This is a genomic window from Dyella caseinilytica, from assembly GCF_016865235.1.
In the GTDB taxonomy this organism is placed as follows: domain Bacteria; phylum Pseudomonadota; class Gammaproteobacteria; order Xanthomonadales; family Rhodanobacteraceae; genus Dyella_B; species Dyella_B caseinilytica.
Window position 1 is genome coordinate 2,141,881 of sequence record NZ_CP064030.1, and the last position, 24,949, is coordinate 2,166,829.

21 protein-coding genes are annotated in these 24,949 nt (G+C 56.2%); 10 read left to right on the forward strand and 11 right to left on the reverse strand.

Annotated elements, in window-relative coordinates:
• Positions 1–117 precede the first annotated feature (117 nt).
• Both ISN74_RS09435 and ISN74_RS09440 read left to right on the forward strand, forming a co-directional pair.
• A complete protein-coding gene (locus ISN74_RS09435) occupies positions 118–1,191 on the forward strand; it encodes an alkene reductase (RefSeq protein ID WP_188799082.1) in 1,074 nt (357 codons plus the stop codon).
• Between the two features lie 150 nt (positions 1,192–1,341).
• A complete protein-coding gene (locus ISN74_RS09440; RefSeq protein ID WP_188799083.1) occupies positions 1,342–1,674 on the forward strand; it encodes a hypothetical protein in 333 nt (110 codons plus the stop codon).
• 38 nt (positions 1,675–1,712) lie between these two features.
• On the opposite strand, the gene ISN74_RS09445 is transcribed toward ISN74_RS09440, so the two are convergent.
• From ISN74_RS09445 to ISN74_RS09490, 10 genes are all read right to left on the reverse strand, one after another.
• Positions 1,713–2,849, reverse strand: a complete 1,137-nt coding sequence (locus ISN74_RS09445) for an L-lactate dehydrogenase (RefSeq protein WP_188799084.1) — start codon at positions 2,847–2,849, stop codon at positions 1,713–1,715.
• Between the two features lie 94 nt (positions 2,850–2,943).
• On the reverse strand, positions 2,944–4,653 hold the full coding sequence (locus tag ISN74_RS09450; protein ID WP_188799085.1) for a thiamine pyrophosphate-dependent enzyme: 1,710 nt from the start codon (positions 4,651–4,653) through the stop codon (positions 2,944–2,946).
• Positions 4,654–4,701: 48 nt separating this feature from the next.
• Entirely contained in the window at positions 4,702–6,093 is a 1,392-nt protein-coding gene (locus ISN74_RS09455; RefSeq protein WP_188799086.1) for a TolC family protein, read from the reverse strand.
• A gap of 22 nt (positions 6,094–6,115) precedes the next feature.
• Positions 6,116–8,062: an FUSC family protein gene (locus ISN74_RS09460; RefSeq protein ID WP_188799087.1), complete on the reverse strand. Its 1,947-nt coding sequence runs from the start codon at positions 8,060–8,062 to the stop codon at positions 6,116–6,118.
• Entirely contained in the window at positions 8,046–9,071 is a 1,026-nt protein-coding gene (locus ISN74_RS09465) for an HlyD family efflux transporter periplasmic adaptor subunit (protein ID WP_188799088.1), read from the reverse strand. Before ISN74_RS09465 ends, ISN74_RS09460 begins: the two co-directional genes overlap by 17 nt.
• Positions 9,072–9,086: 15 nt before the next feature.
• Positions 9,087–9,308 carry a YtcA family lipoprotein gene (locus ISN74_RS09470; protein WP_188799089.1) on the reverse strand — a complete coding sequence of 74 codons (222 nt, stop codon included), beginning with the start codon at positions 9,306–9,308 and terminating at the stop codon, positions 9,087–9,089.
• Positions 9,309–9,417: 109 nt separating this feature from the next.
• On the reverse strand, positions 9,418–10,347 hold the full coding sequence (locus tag ISN74_RS09475; RefSeq protein WP_188799090.1) for a helix-turn-helix domain-containing protein: 930 nt from the start codon (positions 10,345–10,347) through the stop codon (positions 9,418–9,420).
• A gap of 354 nt (positions 10,348–10,701) precedes the next feature.
• A complete protein-coding gene (locus ISN74_RS09480) occupies positions 10,702–13,755 on the reverse strand; it encodes an ATP-binding protein (RefSeq protein ID WP_268235693.1) in 3,054 nt (1,017 codons plus the stop codon).
• Positions 13,756–13,791: 36 nt separating this feature from the next.
• The gene (locus tag ISN74_RS09485; protein WP_188799092.1) at positions 13,792–15,336 is read right to left on the reverse strand and encodes a LuxR C-terminal-related transcriptional regulator; all 1,545 of its coding nucleotides are present in this window, start codon (positions 15,334–15,336) and stop codon (positions 13,792–13,794) included.
• A gap of 327 nt (positions 15,337–15,663) precedes the next feature.
• Positions 15,664–16,302, reverse strand: coding sequence for a response regulator (locus ISN74_RS09490; RefSeq protein WP_425488835.1), 639 nt, complete (start codon positions 16,300–16,302; stop codon positions 15,664–15,666).
• Positions 16,303–16,647: 345 nt separating this feature from the next.
• Between ISN74_RS09490 and ISN74_RS09495 the strand changes: the two genes are divergently transcribed.
• The 4 genes from ISN74_RS09495 (at position 16,648) to ISN74_RS09510 (ending at position 18,650) form a co-directional block, all read left to right on the forward strand.
• Positions 16,648–16,854: a hypothetical protein gene (locus ISN74_RS09495; protein WP_188799093.1), complete on the forward strand. Its 207-nt coding sequence runs from the start codon at positions 16,648–16,650 to the stop codon at positions 16,852–16,854.
• A 15-nt stretch (positions 16,855–16,869) separates the two neighbouring features.
• Positions 16,870–17,154 carry a DUF2384 domain-containing protein gene (locus ISN74_RS09500; protein ID WP_188799094.1) on the forward strand — a complete coding sequence of 95 codons (285 nt, stop codon included), beginning with the start codon at positions 16,870–16,872 and terminating at the stop codon, positions 17,152–17,154.
• A 177-nt stretch (positions 17,155–17,331) separates the two neighbouring features.
• A complete protein-coding gene (locus ISN74_RS09505) occupies positions 17,332–18,135 on the forward strand; it encodes an acetoacetate decarboxylase family protein (protein ID WP_188799588.1) in 804 nt (267 codons plus the stop codon).
• An 80-nt stretch (positions 18,136–18,215) separates the two neighbouring features.
• Positions 18,216–18,650, forward strand: a complete 435-nt coding sequence (locus ISN74_RS09510) for a hypothetical protein (protein ID WP_188799095.1) — start codon at positions 18,216–18,218, stop codon at positions 18,648–18,650.
• Positions 18,651–18,867: 217 nt separating this feature from the next.
• Here ISN74_RS09510 and poxB read toward each other — a convergent pair whose 3' ends face one another.
• Positions 18,868–20,586, reverse strand: coding sequence for a ubiquinone-dependent pyruvate dehydrogenase (gene poxB / locus ISN74_RS09515; protein WP_188799096.1), 1,719 nt, complete (start codon positions 20,584–20,586; stop codon positions 18,868–18,870).
• 443 nt (positions 20,587–21,029) lie between these two features.
• On the opposite strand from poxB, the gene cyoA reads away from it, so the two are divergent.
• The 4 genes from cyoA to cyoD are packed head-to-tail and all read left to right on the forward strand — an operon-like array spanning position 21,030 to position 24,929.
• A complete protein-coding gene (gene cyoA, locus ISN74_RS09520) occupies positions 21,030–21,947 on the forward strand; it encodes a ubiquinol oxidase subunit II (protein WP_188799097.1) in 918 nt (305 codons plus the stop codon).
• A gap of 1 nt (position 21,948) precedes the next feature.
• Positions 21,949–23,910: a cytochrome o ubiquinol oxidase subunit I gene (gene cyoB, locus ISN74_RS09525; RefSeq protein ID WP_188799098.1), complete on the forward strand. Its 1,962-nt coding sequence runs from the start codon at positions 21,949–21,951 to the stop codon at positions 23,908–23,910.
• Between the two features lie 15 nt (positions 23,911–23,925).
• Positions 23,926–24,543: a cytochrome o ubiquinol oxidase subunit III gene (gene cyoC, locus ISN74_RS09530; protein ID WP_188799099.1), complete on the forward strand. Its 618-nt coding sequence runs from the start codon at positions 23,926–23,928 to the stop codon at positions 24,541–24,543.
• The gene (cyoD, locus tag ISN74_RS09535) at positions 24,540–24,929 is read left to right on the forward strand and encodes a cytochrome o ubiquinol oxidase subunit IV (protein ID WP_188799100.1); all 390 of its coding nucleotides are present in this window, start codon (positions 24,540–24,542) and stop codon (positions 24,927–24,929) included. The genes cyoC and cyoD overlap by 4 nt, the downstream gene beginning before the upstream one ends.
• The last annotated feature ends 20 nt before the right edge of the window (positions 24,930–24,949 follow it).

Genomic DNA, 24,949 nt, shown 5'->3' on the forward strand with positions numbered 1-24,949 from the left:
TTATTCCATGAGTGGCATGGATCACCATTTCCTCGTCCAGACAAGACCGTCCAGATAAGACTTGGTCTCGTCATCACGAAGCTGGCTCCCGCTATCACCACTTCCGAGGGTTTCATCATGAATCAGCTATTCACCACCGTTCGCGTCGGCCAGTACACCCTGCAAAACCGCCTGGCCATGGCGCCAATGACCCGCAGCCGCGCCGAGTTTGATGGCACGCCGGGAGAGCTGGCCGTCGAGTACTACGCCCAGCGCGCCGAGGTTGGTCTGATCGTTACCGAAGGTACTCAACCTTCGGACGATGGTCAGGGCTACCTCACCACACCGGGCATCTATACCGACGCGCATGTCGCCGGCTGGCGGAAGATCACGTCGGCGGTGCATGACAAGGGCGCCGGCATCTTTATCCAGCTTATGCATGCAGGACGCATGTCGCATCCCGACAACACCCCACATCATCGCCAAGGTGTCGCGCCTTCCGCGATCGCGCCAGGGGCGCCCATGTTTACGGTAAAGGGCATGCAGAACATTCCTGAGCCGCGCGCTTTGACTACAGAAGAAGTGCGTCAGACCGTGGCGGACTTTCGTGTCGCGGCACGTCGAGCCATCGAGGCCGGCGCCGATGGTGTGGAGATTCACGGCGCAAACGCCTATTTGATTCAGCAATTCCTGGCTCCTAGCGCCAACGTTCGTACGGATGAATACGGTGGATCGATCGAGAATCGCGCACGCTTCGCTATCGAGGTGGCTGCCGCTATTGCTGAAGAGATCGGTGCGGACAGAACGGCCATTCGTCTGTCGCCGGGTACAACGATGTGGGGCATCAACGAAGGCGCTGAAGGCCCGGATCTTTATCGTTATCTGGTCGCCGAGCTGGACAAGCTTGGTCTCGCTTATCTGCACATTGCGCATCAGGGCGACGAGTTGCTGCTGGCCGACCTACGCAAATCTTGGAAACAGACATTGATCCTCAATCGAGCGGGTCGCCCGCGCGAGCAGATCGGAGTAGATATGGCTTCGGGGCTGGCTGACCTGGAATCCTACGGTCAGATGATTTTGGCCAATCCGGATTTCGTAGCCAGGCTGAAGGCCAATGCACCGCTGAACGAAGCGGACCGCAGTACATTCTTCGGTGGTCATGCACGTGGCTACATCGACTACCCAGCGTTGAGCGAAGCAGCAAATGCGTGAACGTTGCGGATTTCCATTGGCATCGCATCGATATGCGGTGTCAATGGACTCGTTTATAAATATCAATTTGAGCTATACAAACGGTGCCTGTAAGTTTGCTTAAAGGGCAGACGCCTTCAGCATGCTGCCAAGGGAATCGAGGATTCACTCATGCAGCGCCATGCTCATTTGTTCTTGAACGGCACTTTAGTTGTATTGGGCTTTACCGCATTTATTGCCAGCGCACAGGCACAAACTGTGCTCGATCGCGACAATAACGCCACGGCCAGCGATCGTTCCTATTTAGAGGTAACTGGCCTTGAAGGCCCGACGCCACTTCAACACGCAACATTGCTGCACTTGAGCGGCGAATGCGCGACGGAGTGCCCAGCGCAGACAGGCGGTATCCATGTGTCCGAAGGACGCGTTTCTGCCCGCAATATCGGCGATCTGAAATCTGCTGCGCCATCCTCGGAAACAGCTACGAAAACTTCACTGCCGTAAACCACACACGCTTACGGCAGCGACTGCTGCGGTGTGTGTCAATCCTTGAGTAACAAGTCTGAAGTGGCTCGGTTGACATCACTGCATCCGGTCAGAATCATGCCGACTCTGAGCTCCTCTCTGAGGATGTCCAGCATATCTCTCACTCCTGATTCGCCGGCCGCGCCCAATGCATAAGCCCATGCCCGTCCTACGAAGCATGCCTTGGCACCAAGCGCGAGCGCTTTCAATACATCCAGACCCGAGCGAATACCGCCGTCCATAAACACTGGAACGCTACCTTGAACGGCATCGACAACTTTCGGTAAGGCACGAATTGTTGATGTCACGCTATCGAGCTGCCTGCCGCCGTGGTTTGACACCACGATTCCGTCGATATTTGTCTGTACAGCGCGCTTGGCATCCTCCGGATCGAGAATGCCTTTTAAAATAATCTTTCCGGGAAAGATCGATCGTATCCACTCGATGTCTTTCCAGGTAGCCGATGCATCAAAATTGTCGTGAACAAATTTCCCATACGGGACGCCTTTGGGCATGGCTTCTGCCACGGTGCCGAACTTCAGTGGCCTGCCTTTGATGACGATATCGAGCGCCCAGCGGGGATGTGTCGCGCCTTGGGCGACGAACCCCAGCATCCCAAGCAGCGTCGGATCTTTCTCCATCCCGTCATGGACCTCGCTGTACCGGCGCCCGGGGGTCGCAAGATCAACGGTGAATACCAACACTTTCGAGCCTGCGGAAACGGATCGTTCGATCACACTCTTCACGAAGCCGCGGTCTTTGAGCATATAAAGCTGGAACCAAGGAGGGGTGCCGGTCTTTTGCGCGACTTCGTGCACATCGCACACGCCCATGGTCGACAGCGTAAACGGAACCCCAGCCGACTTCGCCGCATTGGCCGCTTTGACTTCGCCGCGGCTTGAGTACATGCCGGCCATACCAACAGGCCCGAGGACGATGGGCATGGACATGGCCTGGCCCCACAGATCAATCGATAAGTTGAGCCGTGATTCGTCCACCATCACACGTTGACGCAAAAGCGTGGCTTGTAACTCCGCAATATTCGCGCGCAGTGTGTTCTCTTGGTAAGAGCCGCCGCTGATGTAGTCGTACAGAAATTTTGGGAGTCTGGCTTCGCATTGTTTGCGATAGTCGTCAACGTTCGCGATGATCACGCTTGTCTCCCATGTGGTGACTGATATGTATGAATCCCGCGTTGAAAGAGACGGACAGGTCAATACCATGTCCCGTCCGTCGCTTGTCGATACGTCAGAAGTTCTCGCGCACGAGTTCCAACACTTCTCCACCCCGTCCGTGCAGAATGGCTCGTGTCGTATAAAGCGCCATGCCGAGAACAGGCTTCAGCTCAGTAAAAGGTGGCTTGACAAGTTCCATCGGACTTACGTGAACGTTGAGAAGGGCGGGTCCGGGTTGCGCCAGCCATTCTTGTACAGCCGCCTCAATTTCCGATGCCTTGCTGACGGTCTTACCCCATAGGCCGACGGCTTGAGCGACTTTTCCAAAGTCCGGGTTCTTCAGGCGAGTAAAGGTGTCGAGCATGCCTTCTGCCTTCTGCTCAATTTCCACGAAACCTAGTTTTGCATTGTCGAAGACCGCGATCTTGATGGGCACGTCCTCCTGGATGACAGTCAGCAATTCACCCAAAAGCATGGCGAGGCCACCATCACCGCACATGGCAATCACCTGTCGATCAGGCGCTGCCTTCTTCAAGCCGATGGCATTGGGAAGGGCCGTCGCCATGGTTCCATGCAGGAAGCTTCCGAAGATCCGGCGCTTGCCATTGGCGGTGGTGTGGCGAACTGCCCATACGATAGGCGTGCCGTCGTCGCCGGAGATAAGTGCATCCTCATCGGCGTACCGATCAATCAAGGAAGTAAGGTAAGAGCCGGGTATGGTGTCATCGTGCCCTGGAACCAGATGGCTTTTCCACGATGCCAGGGCCTTGGTGAATTTCTCAACATACGCTTGTTGAAACGATGTGTCGTTATGTTGCTCTAAGCGAGACATGAGCGCACGCAATGTGGGCTTGATGTCCCCGACTGCTCCAAATGTGACGTGATGACGTCGTCCAAGATGAGTGGGATTGATGTCGATCTGGACAATCTTGGCGTTGTCTGGATAAAACTGGCGCCAAGCGAAGTCCGCACCAAGTAGCAGCAACGTGTCGCAATCGAGGATGGCTTTGTAACCGGCTTCTGTGCCGAGAAGGCCAGTCATTCCAACGTTGTAAGGATTGTCGTGCTCCAGGAAGCTCTTTGCCCGAGAAGTGTGGGCGATAGGTGCTCCGAGCTTTTCCGCTACGACCTTGATTTCGTCAAGCGCATTCTCGCAGCCGCTGCCTGCGTAAATGGTGATCTTTTTTCCGGCATTGAGGATCTTGGCGATCTCGTCGAGTTCTTCGTCGTTAGGGACGGTGACGGGTTTGCTATGGTGAACTCGATAGGGAAAATCATCTTTGATTTCGCTATGAGAGATATCCACGGGCACGATCAGGACCGCCACGCCTTGCTTTGTCAGAGCGGTTTGGCAAGCCATCACGGCTTTTTTTCTGGCCTGTTCGGGGGACAGAATCATGTCGCAATACACAGTGCAATCTTTGTACACCGTTTTGAAATCGACTTCCTGGATGAATTCAAATCCCATGTCATTCGTCATGATCTGACTGGCGATAAGCACAACAGGTGCACGATTTCGATTTGCCTCATAGAGCCCGTTGATAAAATGCAGACTGCCCGGTCCGCAGCTCCCTGCACATGCCGTCAGATTGTTGGTAAGTAGTGCTTCGGATCCTGCGGCAAAAGCACCGGCTTCCTCATGCCGAACATGTACCCACTCGATGGGGCTGCGCTCTAAGTGCTCGGCGAATAAGTTGAGTGTGTCACCCACGATGCCGTAGCAACGCTTTACACCGGCTTGCTCAAGAACCTCAACGAGGATTTCTGCAACTTTCTTACCCATGGCTTGCTCCCGATCGTGAAGGTTGGGGTTGTTGGATGATTGCCGGCGCTAGTGCGAGGAAGGCTGTCGCCCAATGGCTAGATTCAGTGCTGCTTGCGCGATACTCACACTCGCGTTGGCGTCTTCCTGACTGGCTTCGGCTTGGGCGAGCACCGCTTCGTTGCTTGTCAGTTCGGTAACGCTGGTGAGGCCTCGCCGATACGAGTCGAGTGAGGCTTGATAGGCGACTTCGGAAGCATGGGTATAGGCAAGCGCCTGATTACGGTTGTCCAGGCTGGTTTTCAGATTGTTGTAAGCCTGGACCACTTGCTGGGAGGCCGTATCCTTGGTTTCCGCCAAAGCGTCTTCGGCTTCTGTCTTTTGGGAGACCGCCAGCGAAACGTTGGTGGCTCGCGCACCGCCATCGAACAGCGGCCAATCGAACGATACAAACAACGCATTGCCGGTCCGATTGATGGAGGAATAGGGGCTTCCGTCGCTGCTGATTTCTCCGATGTTCTGGAGCACTTGTGCTGAAAGACTGATCGTTGGACGGTAAGCGGCGCGCGCGGTGTCGATCTTGGCGTCGGACGCGGCCACCTTGTCTGTTGCGGCCAGTACGTCCGGGCGCGATTGCAGCGCTTCGTCGAGCAACTCACGTAGCGGTGCGAGGGTGCCGGCTGCCGGCGCTTCCGAGGAAGGGGCAACCTCAAAGCGCGTTTCAGGCGGCAGCCCGATCGTAGCCACCAGTGATGCAAACGCTGTGTCTGCTGCGCCGGTGGTTTTCGTTACGGCCAGGTGCATGGCTGCTGTCTCGCGCTGCGCTTCGGCAAGCTGCACCACGGTGGCACGGCCATGCTTTTTCTGATCGGCGACAGCCTGTTCGGTTAACTGCGCGGCCTCCAGTGCTTTTTGCGCAGCGCGTACCTGGCCTTGAGCAGATGTTGCTTCGAAATAGGCTTCTGATACATCGAAGACCAGCTTTTCCTGTGCGCCGAGCAGGCCCGACTGAGCGGCGGAGGCGTTGTGCCTGGCTTCCTCAATTTGTCCCTTGCGGCGGCCGAAGTCGAACAGCAACCACTTCAATTCCAGGCTCGGAAAGACTTCCCTCGTGGAGGAGACGAAATAACCCTTCGCCGAGACGATCTGTGGAATAGCCGCCGGTGTGTGCTGAATGCCGCCCAATGCTTTGACATCAAGCTGTGGTGAGTATTGGGTCTTGGCAAGCTGGACGGCCAGGTTGGCTTGAATAGCTTCCTGCTCGACTTCACGTGTGCCGGGATTGATATCCATGGCGATAGTAAGGAGTTCGGGCAGCGTATATACGCGGTCTTCAAGCGTCGGTGTGTCGGCCTGACGGGTCGTGTCCAGGGTATTACGAGGCGAGGTCGCAGCCCATGATGCCGATTGCGCATTGGCCGAGCTGTAGTGCGCGAACAGTACGGTCACGAGCAAAAACATCGCGCATGCAGACACAGATGATTCAGATCGTGCGCGATGCATGATCGATCTCCTCGTCAAGGTGTCGCCTGGCCTGATACAGAAGCGTGGATGGGTTTGAGTCAAGGTGCCCACCTGGTGCGTCAATCTCGGCCCCTTTTGAAAGCGCTACCAAGCGCTGCGAGGCGAGCTCATCTACAGCGTCATCGGATGAAAGCAACGCAGTACTTTCCTTGAGCCGAACGACGACAAAGACAGCCGATGCAAGTCGTTCCACGCGATGTGCTTCGGGAGTGGGGTGCTCTGACTGATTTCCGGGTGAAAGAAGGCGCCGCTCGAACAGACCGCGTGCGTTCAATGCAGCGGCTTCGGAAGCTTTCTTGCAGACCTCTTCTTTCATCGATGTAACGGTTGCCTCGTCCTTGGCGATGAGCAGCTCGCCAAGCTGTTTGAGGATGGAGGCCCACTTGTCGCGCGCCTCGCCGAGCGAACTGACGGGCCAGAGGGTCGTAAAGAAAATCGTGATCCAGATATTGCCAATGACGATCCCGACCAGGCGATCCCGCAGTGCCGTGAGGTCATTGGCGGGGCTATAGCCTTGCAGTACACCGAGAAAGAAAGCGAAGGCGATCTGCATGCCGGCATAGGCGATCGTCTCGCTACTGGTGGAAATCCATGCGCAAAAAGCCGATACGGCCGCCACAAGCAGACAAAGCTGGCCGATGTCGGTCAGAGACGGCAGGACAAAAGCGATGCAAAGCCCGGCGAGCAGTCCGCCAATGGCTGCACCGGATAACCGCAGGGTCAACTTGTGGACGCTTTCCCCAACGGTGGTCAGCGAAACGAAGAAGCACGTGGTAACCGCAGTGCGGATACCCGGCCAGTCAAGCAGCGTGTACGTCGCATAGGAGGCCAATACTGCGCACATCACCTTGAACGCAAAGCGCGCGTGCAAACGGTTGGTCAGTGCGGCTTCCGCAAGCGGCCTTTTCGGATGAGGCGTGGATTGGTGCGACGCGGGTGCTGGTGCGTTGCCGGAGGCTTCTTCGAGCAGTTGCTTAAGCGTGCCGCGAAGGGCGGCCTGTGCGGGATCCGTATCGGCCGATACCAAGCCGAACTCGCCGTTCTGAGTATCCACAGTAAGACCGCGGCGCTTTAAAAAATGGTTCCGGCTTTGTCGGAGTGTGGCGGCCAAAGAACGTCTTGCATCAAGCGAAACACTGGTCGGGAGGTGTCGCGCTATCTGCAGCACTTCCAACAGGATGGCGATCAGACGGTTGTCTTCCTGTGCGAATGTCTTGATCTGCTTGTTCCAAAGAAAGGCCTTGTTCTTGAGCTGGCTGAGTGACAACAGCTCATCGCGAAGTTGCGAAGGGTTCGCGGAGTAGGGGTTTTCGATATAGGAGGCGACAGCGTCCATCAGCTGTGCCGCCCGTTTTCGGGCAAGCGCAACGGGGCTTTCACCTGCCAGCAGATTGGCGAGAACCGTGACGCCAACCGGCAACGCGACCACCACCCATAGCCACAGCACCGAATGGGTCACAAACTCCGTGGTTGGCACATCGTCCAGCAGGGTCTGCGACAGCACCAAGACAAACCCGGCCAGAAAAACAATCGGGCCCAATGGACTGGTGCGCGCGAGATAGGTTCCGGCCAGCGTGCTGAATGCCAGAAGGGGAATTCTCAACGCAGGTTCGGAAGCGTCGAACACATAGAACAGCAAGGAAGCAGCCACTGCAACGGTCACCGCCACCAGTCCGCCTACTGAGGAAACAAGGGTGGAGGCTGCATCTTCATGGCTAACCAGAAAGACGAGATAGGCGACGTACGCGGGCAGCGGAATCTGAAACACCATGGCGATGGCGACGACAATCGCCGTGCATACGGTGATGCGCACCATCGTGCGAATGCGGGTATCGTTCAGCGCGAGTTCGCGCTGAAGCAACCCAGTCAGGCCCATCCGATATGGAAGTTCAATCGGTGCTTGCATGGCTCACCTTTACGGAGGCGGTTGCACCGATACGCAAGAACGATGGCGATGGTTCACTCAAGCGCACCCATACCGGGAAGCGCTGCGCTACGACCACCCAGTTCAGATTTCGATCGACTTGGGGTAAGCCAGGTCCGGCTTCACCTTCGGGCGCAACACCGGCACCCAGGCTTTCCACCACGCCGTGCAGCGGCTGGCCTTCGTGCCCCATGACCCAGACCGTTGCGTCACTGCCGGCATGCAATCCAGGCAGATCCGTCTCGCGGAAATTGGCAACGGCGTACCAGCTGTGATCGTCGATCAGCGTGAAAAGGGGGTGTCCGTCGACAGCAAACGATCCTAACGCGAGGTTGAATCCGACCACCTTGCCGTCGACCGTCGCGCGAATGACGGTTTCGCGCAGATCACGAGCTGCCAAGGCCTGCGTTGCCTGTGCGCCAAGCAGTTGTGCCTTCAGGCTTTCCACATCGCCGATGGCTTCCTTGGCCTGCGCCGCTTGCTGAATCGTCGCGGCCAACTGCGACGCTGCCGTGCGTTCGTTAGTGCGCGCCTCATCGATTTGCTGGCTGGTGACAAAGCCCTTGGGTAGTAGCGGCAACATGCGTTCGAGCGTGTCATGAGCCAACGCCAGTTGTTGCCGTGCACGATCGACTTCTCGTGCAGCGGCTTCCGCACCGGATCCCTGTGCGTTCACCTGCCGACCGGTGAGGTCGATGTCTGCCTGCAGGGCGGCAACTTGAGCATTGGCTTGCTCAAGCTTTAGCTCGAAAGGCTCCGGATCGATGTTCAGCAGGACGTCGCCCTTATGGACGAACTGATCGTTGCGAATGTGGATCTCCACGATCCGTCCACTGACCTCGGGTGTGATGCCTGCGCTGTATGCAAAAATGTAGGCATCGTGGGTTCTTGGACGTTTGTCCACGACGATCATCGAGACCACGATCAGCACCAATGCCGAAGCAATGGAAACGATGGCGACGATACGGCCCAGTGCGGTTTTGGCCTGCATGGATGCGGTCTCCACTCAGCCTAGCCACACAAGCCAGACGGCAAGCGTTGCTGCGGTCCACATGCACAGGTAAACGACGACCGGAGCGGGAAGCGCCGCATCTATGCCGGTTTTTAACAGCACGGCACGGATGACGATGACGAAGATGATGCCGAGGAGCGCGCACACCATCCAGGTTGGGAAATAGGAGCCAAGAATGTTTCGCGATGGCGAAGCGCTGCACGCGGTCATGGCCATCGAAGCGAACGACGTCAATGCCGCATAGAGGCGACCATGTCCACGTGCTAATCGATGTGATTGCATCGTCAGAACCTTCTCTTATCAAATGAATCGGGTGAGATGGCTGTCAAGCAGCCTCTACTCGCCTGGTATTGGCCTGCGACTTCCGCCATGCGCCCGGTGCAACGCCCATCTTTTGTGTAAAGACGCGGCTGAAATGGCTTTGGTCGGAAAAGCCTGCGTTGAAAGCAATTTCCGCTAGAGACATGTCGGGATCAGCCATGAGTTCAAGCGCTAGGTCGACTCGTCGGGACAACAGCCACTGATGTGGTGACATGCCGGTGCTCTTCTTGAAGCCGCGTGCCAGCGCGCCAGCGGAGAGACCACAGGCTTCTGCCAGTTCGTTGATGGAAATGCCCTCAAAGATCCGTTCACGCATCATTTGCGTGACGAGTCTCTGCTGCCATGGAGCCAACGTTCCCTTGACGATATCGGGACGGGCCGAAGATCCACTGTAGGTGGATGCCATGTAGGCGCACATGCCTTGCAGGAGATGGTCGACGAGTGCCTGATTGACGCTGGTTGCTTTGTCGAAGATGGGCAGCAATGTCTGCCCAATGCTGCCTATGATGGCATCCAGAAAGCATTCGCCTGGATCGAAGGCGAGACTGGCAATGTTGTTACTACCGAGCTCCTCGCTGGCTTCCACAATGGCACTTCGTGGCATGTAGAAGTACAGCGAATGCAATGGATCGCCAATGTATGCGATGGGATCGCGTCGCAAGTCAAGAATGTAAGTCGTACCACCTTCATAGGACGTCGAGCACACAGAATGGCCATCACACCAAAGCTCGTGTGTGCTTTGCTTGCGCAAGTTGAGGCAGACAAGGTAGGCATCTTCGCGTCCCATCGGAGACGTCATGCCGTAACCACCCCGGTCGATGCGTAGCTCAGTCACTGCGAGGCATATTCCTCGCCTGGTTCGACTATAAAGAACCGGCGGGTTGTTCAGGCGAAATGAATGGCCAAGCCGATCGCCATATGCGCCGTTATACATGAGCGTCTCTCCGAGCCTGATGGCCGTCGAGTGATCCTCGATGGAATATCGTCCTAGATGGAAAGTACGCGCATGCATCCCCAGCCGAAGCCTTCGTGAGGGTACACTTGCTGACACAAAAGGGATTAAACGAATTACCCGAAAGGGTAGGAATGTCCCTTGTGACAGTGATGCTGCAAAACGTTCGCCTTTGTTGCAGACAACAGCACTGAGCGTGCGCGCTCATTCCATTTTTTTAATGTTGATTCGGTTTGAGCCCCGCGCGGTCAACGCAAAGCTCTATTTGATCTTGGATCGATCCGATCCACACGCCTATCCCCCGCTCGGGGGACAGTGAGGCGAAGAAGGCTGTTTTTATGCCATGAGGTGAGCAAAAGTCTCCTGCAGGCGATGGCCAGCAGGGAGGCTCTCGAGAAGACGTTGTGCCTTCTTGTTGAAGAGTTGCTCATGGAGTGCGGCGTGTGTGCTGTCGCCTTGCATGCGTGACAGTTGAGCGGCGGTTCGGTGAACTCGCCACTCGGCCATCGGTGCGCCCATCATCTCGATCAGGCGCAAGGCATCGTGAATGAGTAGGGCAGCGCGTTCTAGGTCGTTTTCGGTCATGGCGATGCGGCATCGCAATTCTCGCGCCATGGCTCGCCATGTGATCTCGATGGTTCGTTCGGAGCGATCGAGCATGCGATCGCCGTATAGACGCGCCTGTACGATATCGCCGGATCGAAGGAGGGCATCGGCAAGCCACCACTCCAGCACGAATAGCCAATACCAGTCGGTGATAACGGGTTTCTCAAGCATCTCACGCTCGAGCTTCTTCAGGATTTCGATGCCCCCATCGAGATTTTCGAGTCGGGTCTCTGCCACACCTGCAAGCAGCGTGCAGTGCCGGATTTCATTGGTAAGCATCGGGGTGTAAAGCGCGGCCGGTTGATGACCTGTCTTATCTTGATAGAAACCGAGTTTGCCACAGATATCCTTGATGGCCTGAAAGTCTCCGGCCATCATGTAAAGAAATCCGCGCAGCGTTTCCAAGGTGCAAATGCTGTAGCGATTGGCATTGCCGACGAAGAGCGCTTCGCTGGCGTCGAATTCTCTGAGAGCGTGGCCCCACTCACCCAATAGCGTGTACGCCCACGGCCTTCCGAGATGGGCCATCCATATGGCACGAAAGATATTGAACTCTGGACGGTCTGCCGCATGCCGCACCAGGATTTGCAGATTGGTGTCGACAGTTTCCAGGCATTCGCGATATCGGCTGGATATCAGGCAAATCATGCTGTATTCGATCAATCCCCAGGCCGTGATCTGACGATCGAGACCATTCCTCAGGGGAATCAGGTTTTCCTCGCAGACCTTGGCCAGTTCAGGATCCCATCCACCGATCCAGATCCGCCATATGGCGCTGCTCGATTTGATACGCGCCTTGAGCTGAGGCTCCGTTTGCTCATCGCTTAAGCGAGCGGCGTTTTCCAGATGCGAGACAGCTGTAGCCGCATCCCGCCAACTCAAGGCGAAAGCCAGACCAAGTTCCGCGCGTGCCTGGACATCCGGTAGGCGTAGTCGTTCGGCCAGTTCGGCCAGGCCGGAAAAGGTCTGCTGGGCGCGCATATCGTGATTGGCCGCGTAAATGGAGGCGCGATCTTCCAGCAGCGTCATCTGCATAAGTTCTCGCTCCCCATCGGAAAGACGGGTGGCGATTTCATCGGCCTTATCCAGGATGGCCAGTGCATCCTGGTGCGCGAAACGGCGTTTTGCAGTTTGCAAGGCGATCTTGAGGTAAGTCAGTCCCTTGGACCATTCGTGGGCGTTGGAAAATTGTTCCGCTAGCTCGAACGAGGCATGTGCACTCAACTCGCTCGGATACGACCTCTCCAATTCCTTGCCGATCAATGCATGGCTTTGCGCCAGTCGAAGGGGGCCCTGGCGATTCAGCAGTACTTCTCTGAGCAGCGAGTGATTGAATCGATAGAGCCGGACGACCTCACCACCCTCCAGCTTGTCCACGTTGTGGCGGTGAATAAGGGTTCTGGTTCGGCACAGTGTCTCGCATACTTCTTCGAAACGGCGCGCGCTAACGCCCGCTGCCGCCGCAGGCACGACAGGATTGAAGATATTTCCCACTGCGCTGGCGGCCTCAAGGACGCGCTGCGTTTCGTCATCGAGGGCACCAATTTTTGTCTCGACGACATGGCTGATCGTTTCGGGTATTTCGAAGTGGATCTTGGCGAGTGGCACATTATTTTTCCATCGCCCGTGATCGTTCGATACCAATTGTGTCCTATGCAAATGGTCCAGGATCGTGCCAAGGAATAGTGGATTTCCACTGGATCGATGTAAAAGAAGCTGCACAAACGAGCGCTCCTCATCCGAGTCATCCGCCTGGACATACTCGGCAACATCCCGTTGCTCCAAGCCAGTCAAATGGATGGAATCGCACAGCCTGTGCAGCATCAATTCGTTGACCAGCTGTTTGAGCGCCGGTCCGCGCGCCGCCCATTCGTCCGAACGATAGGTGGCAATGACCATCACCTTGACGGACGATTTGCGCCTGGCGAATGCCGAGATGAGGTCGAGCGTAGAAAAGTCGCTCCAATGCAGATCCTCCAGCAGAAGCACGAAAGCTTCGTCTTCGGCGATGACTTCAAGCAGATCGCAGAATTCGCCAAGCATGCGGCTGCGAGCGGAGATGTGCGCCACTTTCTGCAGCAAGGCGCGATGTTCACGCGACAGGATGCCAGCCAGCTGGTAGGCCCAGGATGGCGCTACAGTGATCAAGGCATCCTGAACTTTGTTGCCGTTTGCTCCCTTTATCAATCGGGACAGCGCCTCGATGATCGGATAAAAGGGCTCGGCGCCACTGAAGCCTTCGATACAGCGACCAAACGAGAGCGACGTGTGCTGATTGGATAAGTCACGGCAAAAGGTTTCAACCAACGTTGTCTTGCCGATGCCGGCTTCACCATGTACGAATACAATCTTGGGCTGACCCTTGCGCGCGTGGGTGAGCGCTTCGCGTAAAATACCCAACGGCATGGCTCGGCCAATCAGCGATGGGGCCGCCACATGCGTCAGACGGTTGTCAGTCTTTTGCGTAGTGGTTACGTCGGCAATAAAACGGTATCCACGCCGTCGGTGTGTTTCGATATAACGAGGGCGCTGTACATCGTCACCCAATGCATTGCGTATCGCCAGTACGTGTCCTTTCAATACCTCCGGTTGAACGGCGACGCCAGACCAGAGCGCTTCAAGCAGCTCTTCATGTGAGATGAGGCGCCCGGCGTGCTCGACCAGATAGCGCAATACATCGAACGCTTTCGCGGTGATGGCGACGGGCGCGGATTCGCCCTCGTCGGAAATGCGCCACAGGCGGTGATTGGCCGGATCGAGCCGAAAGGATCTGAACTCCTTCATTCGATCACCGCGAGCATAGGTATGAGTGTCGTGTGTTCAAATGAGCCCCAACTCCGTAGCCCTGGATGCCGCCTCGGCGCGATTTTTGGAAGCGAGCTTGATAAAGATATGTTTGGCATGCGACTTCACGGTTTCCGGCGTAACCTGCAGCTCGCGAGCGATGGATTTATTGGACAGTCCCAGGCTCATCAAGCGTAGGATAATCGTTTCCCGTGTGCTTAGTGATTCTACAAGCCTGTGATTTGTCCGGAATTTTTTTCGAGCAAGGGGAGGCGCCATGGACGCCGCGAGAAGGCGCCCGACGTAGGGGCCAAGATGTCCCAGGCTCCTGGCTTTGGGAGATCGCCAAAGGTGTTTGAGGCCGGCCTCGATGAACGGCATGTCGTCAAGAAAGCTGCGAAACAGTCCCGTGCTGGCGCCTTGGTGCAGGGCCGCCAATAATTCTTCCTGGGCTCGCGTTACCTGACCCAACGAATGAAGCGCACTCGAGAGCAGGATCGTGAGTTTGACGACCAAGGTCGGGTGATTGCGGCGCAGAGCGGCGCTGCGTAGATCGTCAAGTGACTGGACCGTGCTGATGCTCGGGCCGTTGGCTATCTGCAGACGAAGATCCGCCGCGAGCAGCGGCCATGCGTCGACATCCTTGTTGCGGCTTCTTGCATCGAGCTCGCAAAAGAAGTTCTTCATTTGCGCCAAGGCAATCTCGGCCAGATCGGCACGCGCGTCATGAATACGTAAGGCGACTTCTTCCGCCTTGCAGTGAAGAACCAGTCGAGACCAGCGTCGTCGAACACCGATTTCTTCACCCCTATGCAAAAGAAGCAGCGCTACATTTTGATTTCCTCTTGCCGCTGCAATTTTGGCGGAGAGGATATAGGCGATGAGTGCGCTTTCGATCGCACCACTGGCTTCGATGGCGGCTAGGCGGCCCCTGAGCAGGGCATCGGCTTCGTCCACTGATCCGGCCTCATAATGCAATTGAGCCAGCACAGAAGTAGGCAGCAGCGAAGCCTGCGCTTCGATCTCCCCCGACTTGTTGCATAGGAGCAGCGCATCCCTGGCCAGATGCTCGGCCAGTTTGAAGCGAAGCTGTTCGGCTTCGGCCGCGGCTTCGACCGAAAGATTGACGATCGCCGTCAGTAGCGACATGGCATTGCCATGAGGCGCTTTTCCCCTGGACAACTCATAGAACGGCATGAAGTCACGCGTACGCCAAAAACCCAGCTTCATGATCGTTGCAAGCACCGGGCGATACCGAACGCCGGTGCCCCGTGCGGATACCGTTTGCGCACGGCGCATCGCTTCATCAACATCGTCCTCCCAGAGGCTTCCCAAGGCCAGAAGCGTTTCTACTTCGTCGCAAGGGAAACCGTGACGGAAACGATCCTGTTGCAGAAAGGCTTGACGCAACATCGCTGCAGCCGCGACCACCTCGGTTCCTCTCAAGGCACTCGCCGATTGCCACGCCGAATCCAGCAACGCCCGGAGCGCTCCGTCGGGGTTATCGAGATCGCGCCAGTGCTTTACCCATCCCGTTTGGGCGGGGGCGGTTGCGCTATGCGCAACAGATATGAGATTCATGGATCCACCTCCGGCCGTCGTGAAGAGCACTGAAGCGGGCCAATGTTGCTTCAGTCACGTACGCTGCTCGGATGGCTCCTGGTACACGCGCCCTGCGAAAAGTACGTATCACCCAATCCACTCAGCGGACCATTGGCCCTTACAACGTGTGATTCGTTCTTTTGATGAAGACATTAGGGGAGCCGAGGGTTTCTGTCGTGAAATCTCGGTTTTCGTTCGGTCTTCTTTTGGTTTTTTGGGTGAACAGGGGCGCTGCATCGTGACCTGGAACACGAAATTTTAATGGCTGTCACTTATATGCCAGTGACGGTCAGTTGCTCATACAGGTCAGGGTCGGGCGTCCATGAAGCCGCGGCGTATCGCGATCATCACGGCGTGCGTGCGATCCTCGGCACCGAGTTTTCCCATGATGCTTTTCATGCGGGCTTTGACCGTATCTTCTGAAATACATAAGGCATCAGCGATATCGCGGTTGCTGAGGCCTTCGGCGACCCGCTTCAGTACTTCGACTTCCCGTTCGGTCAGATTTTCGTGCCCGGCGTGGCAAGCGATTTCCTGTGCGACTTCCGGCGCCACGGTGTTTCGTCCAGAAAGTGCACCGCGGACGGCTTTGATGATTTCATCGCGTCGTGCTGTCTTGAGCAGATAGGACGTCGCGCCAAGCGTGAGGGCGCGTACCACACGCGCATCACCAGGAAATGTCGTAAGCACGATGATGGTCGCATCGGGAAACCCGTTGCGAATGGCTGTGATAGCTTGCAGGCCGTCGACATCCGGCATTTGCAGATCGATCAGCATGACGTCAGGTAGCAATCGCTGGAATTGCTCGATTGCCTCTCTACCATCGGAAGCTTCTCCCGCGACCTCCATATCAGGCTCTTGCTCAATGACAGCCCGAAGGCCATCCCGCATCACCGGATGGTCGTCCACGACGAGAATCCCATATCTTTCGTTCTTCTCGTTCAAGCGACTCACCTGAAAAATAGCGACTTAAAATCAATAGGTTAGAGCTATTCTGGTCGCATGCAAGCTTGCCCGCGACTATGCGCTGGGCAGAGAGGGACTTCAATGCTCGAAAGAGTAATTCGGCTCCCGGGGCATGTACACACGGTGTCAGGGGGGCTCATGGATCTACCTGCCTGGTCCATGTTCAGGGCCCAGTGTGGAAACGCACATCCCCGCGCAAAAAGATGCAAGAAAACCGGGCGGCGGCCGGCGTAACGTAGCCTTTGTCCACGTTACAAGAGCAAGGCCGTGACTATGAGAGGCATTGGTGTGCCTTGGCCACCACGAAGGACGGGTGCGTCGGCCTTGAATCCATTGACCGATGTCAGCTTCGTCTACATTTCGCGGCTGGCCTCCATCATCGAGAGCGATCCCTTTCGCGTCGAGGAGTGGTATCGGTCTGCGTGTATTCGAGAACTCGGAGGAATGACCGCGAAGGAACTTGTCAAACAGGGCAAGGCTGGTCTGGTGATCAAGTTTTTATATTCCATCCGGCGCGGTGAGCGTGATTGAAACAAGGCCACTAGCATGCGTAACGTAGATCCATTTGAGGATATGGGTACACAGTTGCAGGAGCTTCAGGCCAGGCGCGAACAAATCGCGCTCAAGGCATTTTCTGTGCTGGAAGAGCGGTTGGCCGATTTCTCCAGCATGCTGGTTATCGGCCTTGGCGACAGAACGCGCGCTGTCTTGTGGATGTGCATGCGCCACCGGAGCCTGGAAGGCAGAAATGCCTATCAGGTCATCGCCGATGGGGAGAAAGATCGCCTCTGGGAGATTTTGGAAAGCTTGTGCAGTACACAGGAAGCCTGATCGACCTTCCATAGCACGATATCCGTTTCCGGCTTTTGCGATCACATTCATCCAAGATCAGTCCAACGAGGAATGCGATAGTCATTTCGATCGTGGTCATGCCATCCGCGTTGTTGCATCCGTCCGGCGGCCATGAGACCGATGCCATCTTGTCTGACTTCATCCGGGAATGGTCAAATGAAAAGTAACTTTTTCGTCCCCTTGACGCCGCGTGGACTCTCCAACATCTCACCGCCGCCGCCATGGCACTACGCCGGTGATTTTCTGGTGATCGATTTCTGGGCCAAGCCGGAAGCCGTTGCGTCCCTTTTGCCCGCAGAGTTGCAGGCGGACGCCAAGGCGGAAGGACATGCCCAGGCGTATTTTATCGATTGGCAGTTCACCGGCGAGCATGACGAGTTTCTCAATCCAGCGCGATACCAGTACCGGGAGTTCTTCGTTCTCGTTGACGCTTTGTTCAACGGCAAGCCCGTCGCATACTGTCCTTATATCTTCGTCGACAATGACGCGGCTATGGCGCGTGGTTGGGCGCAGGGATTTCCCAAGCGGCTGGGCTTGGTTTTTCAGACGCGCACGTTTGCCGCCAGTGGTCCGGCTTCTCCGAAGCTGGCACCTGGAGGTCGATTTGGTGCGAGCGCCTCGGCGGACGGGCAGCGGATTGCACGAGGCATCGTCACGCTCGAAAAGGCCGTGACCGATCCTGCTGCCCTGGGTTCGCGTCCAACCATCAATATGCGCCATTTTCCGAGGCTGGCAGCAGGGCAATGGGAGCGTCCTGCCGTGCATGAACTGGTCGAGTCCATCATGGACAACTTTAAGGTGGCCGATGCATGGATGGGCAAGGGCGAACTGACGCTTCCTGAGTGCGAAAACGAAGAGCTGTCCGATCTTGCGCCCGTGCGCTGCGGCAATGGCTATCGCATGTCGGTCTCCTATGATGTGACTGATCTGAAGACGCTTGTGGATCATTCCGTTAAGTGACATCGGTCTGTGTTGTAACCATTGAGGGGCTTTCGGCCCCTCAATGAAGAGCCGCCCTTGGGATGAATACGTAACCGACCATGTCAACGCGGTCCGCCAATTGGGTAGCGCTGCGCGCGATGGCATGGATAGCCATCGCGCTTCCGCTTTGCCGTGGCGTGATGCAGATACAGGCAGACTACTTATTTGCCAGTGTTTGGTTGGTGCCGAGTGTCCTCGCACTGGCCATGGCGGCGACGTGCTTTGTGCTGCAGTACCAGCGCATGATTCCTGGGTCATTGGCGCGCTGGCGACGTCCAAACTGGTTTGAGAATCCCCTGGCACGACATCAACCCTTGCAATGGAGCTTGCTGCTCGGCGAAGTGCTTATGCTTGCTGGCTTGGGATGTGCCTTCGTGGACGTGCTGGCCGCAACGCATCAATGCAGATGGGAATTGCCCATGGCATCGGGAATAGGGGTGTGGCTGGGTACTTACCTATTCGGCGAATTTTGTAGCGGAAACGCGCATCGCTGATGCCATTGGCATCGAAAACCGTCGATGCCGCGAAAAAGCGCAATTTTTCCGTGTCGTCATTCCCGCGAAAACGGGAATCTATGTTGCTCTGATTTCGAAAGGGAAAATGGATTCCCGCTTTCGCGGGAATGACGGTACGGTAAATCAAAGCCCTTCGCGACGAGCCGGTCTTCTCGAACGGGAGAACGTATGGATCGTCAAACCGATTTGTCGTAGATCAGCGCAACAAATTCACCTTCGCCAGATCCACCAGCTGACCGCCGCGTCCATCGAGGACCGCTTTAATCATGAATAGTCCGAACTTGTAGGCCTCGTCGAACGTCGTCTTGGGCGGCATGGCCAGTTCTTGCCTTGCGCTAACCACATCGACCAGAGCGGGGCCATCATGCGAAAACGCTTCAGTCAGAGCCGCCCGGAGGTCTTTGGCCTTTTCCACGCGAATGCCTTTGACTCCCACGGCGCTGGCCATTTGCGCGAAGTTGGGGTTCACCAGGTCGCAGCCGGAATCGATAAAGCCGTTGGCTTTCATCTCCATCTCGACAAAGCCCAGCGTGCCGTTATTCAGCAGGACGATCTTCACTGGGAGATCAAGCTGCGTCAGCGATAGAAACTCACCCATCATCATCGCAAAGCCGCCATCGCCGGACATGGAGATGACCTGGCGATCGGGGCAGGCGACTTGCGCACCGATGGCATGCAGCATGGCGTTCGCCATGGAGCCATGATTGAACGAACCGACAATCCGGCGCTTGCCGTTGACCTTCAAGTAACGTGCTGTCCACAAGATCGGGGTGCCCACGTCGCAAGTGAAGATGGCGTCATCGGTCGCCAGCTCGCTGACCAGCTTCGTTACGTATTGTGGGTGAATGAGATCGCTTCCATGCCTCGGTTCAGCCAGATCATCGAGCCCTTCGCGCGCCTCTTTGTAATGGGCGAGTGCTGCATCAAGATGGCTGGAGTCCGTCTTTTCGGGAATGGACGGTAGCAGCATCTGCAGTGTTTCCCTGACATCTCCGATCAGGCCGAGGTCGAGCGGACAGCGGTTGCCAAGCGCCTCGGGGCGTACGTCGAGCTGGGCGATCTTGGCATGTGCTGGAAAGAACTGACGGTACGGAAAGTCGGTGCCGAGCAACAGCAAAGTGTCGCAATCCTTCATCGCGGCGTAGCCAGACGAAAAGCCAACGAGCCCCGTCATGCCGACATCGTAGGGATTGTCATATTCCATGTATTCCTTGCCGCGCAGCGTATGCACGATGGGCGCTTTCAGGCGACGCGCCAATTCCACCACCTCGTCGTGAGCACCCGCGCAGCCAGCGCCGCAGAAGATGGTGACGCGTGTAGCATCTTTCAGCAGATTGGTGAGTCGCTTCAGATCCTTCAGGGATGGATGAATGATCGGCTTCGTCGGTATGATCCAGTGCGGAACGTCTGCAACGGCGTCTTTCAGGGAAACATCCCCAGGGATGACGACGACAGCCACGCCGCGTCTGGCAACAGCTGCGCGCATGGCGCGACCGAGCACCTGCGGAAGCTGGTTTGGATTGGATACCAGTTCCACATAGTGACTGCATTCCCTGAAGAGGATCTCCGGATGCGTCGCCTGGAAGTAATCGATACCGACTTCGCTGCTCGGTATATGCGATGCGATGGCCAATACCGGTACGCCACTACGGTGGCAATCAAATAAACCATTGATGAGGTGCAGATTGCCGGGTCCGCAGCTGCCGGCACAGACGGCAAGCTCTCCGGTCAAATGAGCCTCGGCGCCGGCGGCAAACGCCGCGGCTTCCTCATGGCGCATATGCAGCCACTCAACGGAGCTGCGGCGAAAAGCATCAGTCAGGCCGTTCAGCGAATCGCCGACGACACCGTACACATGTTTGACACCTGCCTGCTCGAAGACTTTAGCGACGTATTCGGCGGATGACATGGCCATGGTGATGGTCTCCCTGGTTATCAAGCTTTGGCGCGTAGTGGGGTAGGGAACGCGATAAGTGAATTGGCTTATGGCGATCGGCGATCACGAGCATGCCGATGAGTATTCAGACGTTAACGCTAAGAAGAGCCGCAGGCTTGTACGTGTCTGACAGGCTATGGACAAAATCCATGTCTTGCCATCGAACCCATCAGTACTACAGAAGATCCGAAGAAAGTTCTGAAAGCGCGTGATTTGGCGTCGCATCCGTTCCTTATCGAACATTTTCGTCCAAGACCGCTCGGATGCCATTACTTATCGTTCACTTGCCTCTCACCATCACGTGATGTGGCTCTTTGCGTCTCGGGCTTTGACACGCGGAGTCCGTCGATACCCTTTTGCACCTCAATGGATCAGCGCGTTGGTGTGCGGGGATTTATATGGCCGAGTTTCGGAGATCGAGCATGTCGTTGCCAAATTGGCCAAGAACAACATTGAGAACAGGTGTCGCCGTCGCATGTGCATCGCTATCGGCCTGCGCCGAGGGAGTTTTGGATCCCAAGGGGCCGGTTGGAGCACAAGAAAAACAATTGCTTCTTGAAGCGCTCATCCTGATGTTGATGGTCATCACACCGATCATCCTGCTGACGTTGTGGTTTGCGTGGTGGTTCCGTGCTTCCAACGCACGCGCAAAATACCGTCCCCGATGGGAATATTCGGGCTATATCGAATTCTCGATATGGATGATTCCGCTGCTTGTCATCCTGTTCCTTGGCAGTCTCGCCTGGGTTGGGGCGCACCAACTCGACCCCTATAAACCGCTCACTTCCAGCCGAAAACCCTTGACGGTTGAAGTGGTGGCGCTGGATTGGCGCTGGCTGTTTATCTACCCCGATCAGGGGATTGCCAGCATCAATGAATTAGCCATCCCGACCGGCACGCCCATCTCCCTGCAATTGACCTCGGCGACGGTGATGAACTCTTTCTTTGTTCCGTCGCTCGGCGGACAGATCTATGCGATGCCAGGTATGCAAACAACATTGTCGCTGTTGGCTGATCAGTCGGGTAGCTATCGAGGACTGTCGGCGCAATTCAGCGGAAATGGTTTTTCCGACATGCACTTTCAGGTGCTCGCGACAGACGACAAGTCGTTTAACGCCTGGGTCGATCATGTCAGGCAAGCAGGAACACCCCTGGATGATGCCACTTACAACCAACTCGCTGATGAGCACGGCACGGGTGGTATCACCTATTACTCGTCGATGACGCCAGATCTTTTCAACCACGCTATGGATATCGCAACGAGACGGCCCTCCGTTGCACGAGTCACATTATCCGCTCATTCCGGCACGACGCTTACTGCAGCCTCCACGGAGCACTGATATGTTTGGGAAGCTGACGCTTCAGGCTATTCCTTTCGATCAACCGATCATCATGGGCACGTGTATGGTGATCATCATCGGTGTCCTGGCTATTCTTGGCCTTATCACGTACAAGCGAAAATGGCAGTGGTTGTGGACCGAGTGGTTGACCACAGTAGACCACAAGCGCATCGGCATCATGTACACACTGCTGGCGATGGTGATGCTTCTTCGCGGCTTTAGTGACGCCATCATGATGCGTTCCCAGCAGGCATTGGCCAGCGGCAATGCGCATGGTTTTCTGCCGCCGGAGCATTACGACCAGATCTTCTCGGCGCACGGTACCATCATGATTTTCTTTATGGCCATGCCGTTCGTGGTTGGCCTGATGAATTTCGTCGTGCCCCTGCAAATTGGTGCGCGCGACGTTGCTTTCCCGGTGCTCAACTCGGTCAGCTTCTGGCTGACTGCCGCAGGTGCGCTGCTGATCAATATCTCTCTGGGCGTCGGTGAGTTTGCCCGCACTGGTTGGTTGGCTTATCCGCCGCTGTCAGAGCTCTCATTCAGCCCCGGGGTGGGGGTTGATTACTACTTGTGGTCGTTACAAATCTCTGGCGTCGGCACGTTGCTGTCTGGGGTAAACCTGATCACCACGATTTTGAAGCTGCGAGCGCCTGGCATGACGATGTCAAAAATGCCGGTGTTCACGTGGACCGCATTGGCCGCCAACATGCTGATCGTTGCGGCCTTTCCCATCCTGACAGCAACGTTGGCGATGCTTATTGCGGACAGATATCTGGGGATGCATTTCTTCACCAATGACGGTGGCGGCAACCCCATGATGTACATCAACCTGATCTGGACGTGGGGTCATCCTGAGGTCTATATCCTGATTCTTCCGCCTTTCGGTGTCTTTTCCGAAATTATCGCCACCTTCTCGCGTAAGCCATTGTTCGGCTACCGGTCCATGGTCGTGGCTACGATGGCGATTACCTTGTTGGCCTTTACCACGTGGCTGCATCACTTTTTCACCATGGGATCCGGCGCTGACGTCAACGGATTCTTTGGTATTACAACGATGGTGATCGCCATACCTACGGGCGTGAAGATCTTCAACTGGCTGTTCACCATGTATGGCGGCCGAATCCGTTTCGCTTCACCAGTGCTGTGGACCATCGGCTTCATGGTGACATTCACCATCGGCGGCATGACCGGCGTGCTGATGGCGGTGCCCCCCGCTGATTTTGTTTTGCACAACAGTCTGTTTCTCATTGCGCACTTTCACAATGTCATCATCGGCGGCGTAGTGTTCGGTTGTTTTGCCGGCCTGACGTACTGGTTTCCCAAGGCTTTTGGATTTCAGTTACATGAAGGACTTGGCAAAGCGGCTTTCTGGTGCTGGTTCGTTGGCTTCTATCTCGCCTTCATGCCGCTTTATGCATTGGGTTTCATGGGTATGACGCGCCGCATGAACCATTACGACAATCCGGCCTGGCTGCCTTATCTGCTGGTTGCCGAATGTGGCGCGGTGTTCATCCTGATAGGCATTCTTCTGCAGATCACTCAGCTGGTGTGGAGCATCCGTAAACGCGATCAGCTCAGCAAGGATGCGCGTGATCCGTGGGATGGCCGGACACTGGAATGGTCTACCACATCGCCGCCGCCCGCCTATAACTTTGCGCTGCTTCCAAAAGCGAATGAGTTGGACGCCTACTGGGAGGCAAAACAAAGCGCAGACGCGTCGTCACAGAAAGTCTACGAGTCGATCGAGATACCTAAGAACTCCGGGCTCGGTTTCATGATGAGTTTCTTTGCCGTGATTGGTGGATTTGGAATGATCTGGCACATCTGGTGGATGGGCATATTGGCCCTGCTCGCATTTATTGTGCTGGTGGCTTGGCGCTCATGGGATGAGGATGACGAATACGAACTAACCCCTTCCGACATCGCGCGTCTTGAACGCGTCAGTGTCTACGCCAGGTAATTTCAGAGGCCACCCATGTCAGTCGATGCAACCACAGTGGATTCGTACCCGGAAGACAGCGCTGCGTTGCCTACACGGCAGCACGTGACGGGTTTTGGCTTCTATATCTATCTGCTCAGCGACGGAATATTGTTTGCTGCACTGTTTGCCGCCTTTGCGGTACTTCGCGGCGCGACTGACGGAGGCCCGGACAGCCATGCACTTTTCAGCGCAAGGAACGCCCTGATCGAAACCGCATGCCTGCTGACCAGTAGCTTCACTTGTGGCATTGCGATGCTGGCGTGCGATCGCCGCAACCGCTTTGTGACGCTGGTGGGTTTTCTCGTGACCGCGTTGCTGGGGGTGATGTTCCTTACGTTGGAAGTGCGCGAGTTTTCGGAGTTGATCGACAGAGGGGCAGGCCCTGATCGGAGTGCCTTTCTTTCGGCATTTTTCACACTGGTAAGCACGCACGGTATTCACGTGACCTGCGGATTACTGTGGCTGTCCGTGCTGCTTATCCAGTTTCTCGGACGCGGTTTCACACCAGCGATGGTCCGGCGTTTTCTCTGCTTCAGCCTGTTCTGGCACGTGCTTGATGTGGTGTGGATTGGGATCTTCACCTTTGTGTATCTGATAGGAGGCTACCTATGACGAACCAACTGCATGATCCGCGGCGCGCAAACCGGTGGACGCCAGGCCTTGAGACGCAGGAGAGTCATGGCACATGGCGTGGCTATGTCATTGGCTATGGTCTGGCGATCATCCTGACCCTGGCGGCCTTCGCCATCGCGCCGTCGAAGAATATGGCACCTTTCAGTATTGAGGCAGCCTTAGTGGTACTGGCCATAGCCCAGATGATCGTCCACTTGATTTTCTTCCTTCATATCAACACAGCGCCGGAACAGAAAACGAACGTCCTGGCTTTTGCCGCCACGATCCTGATCATCACTATCGTTATGGTGGGGTCGTTGTGGATCATGTCGCACCTGGCATCCAACATGGTGCCCATGGATCGGGTGATGAGCATGCAACGCTAGTGACCGTGCATGGATGCCAC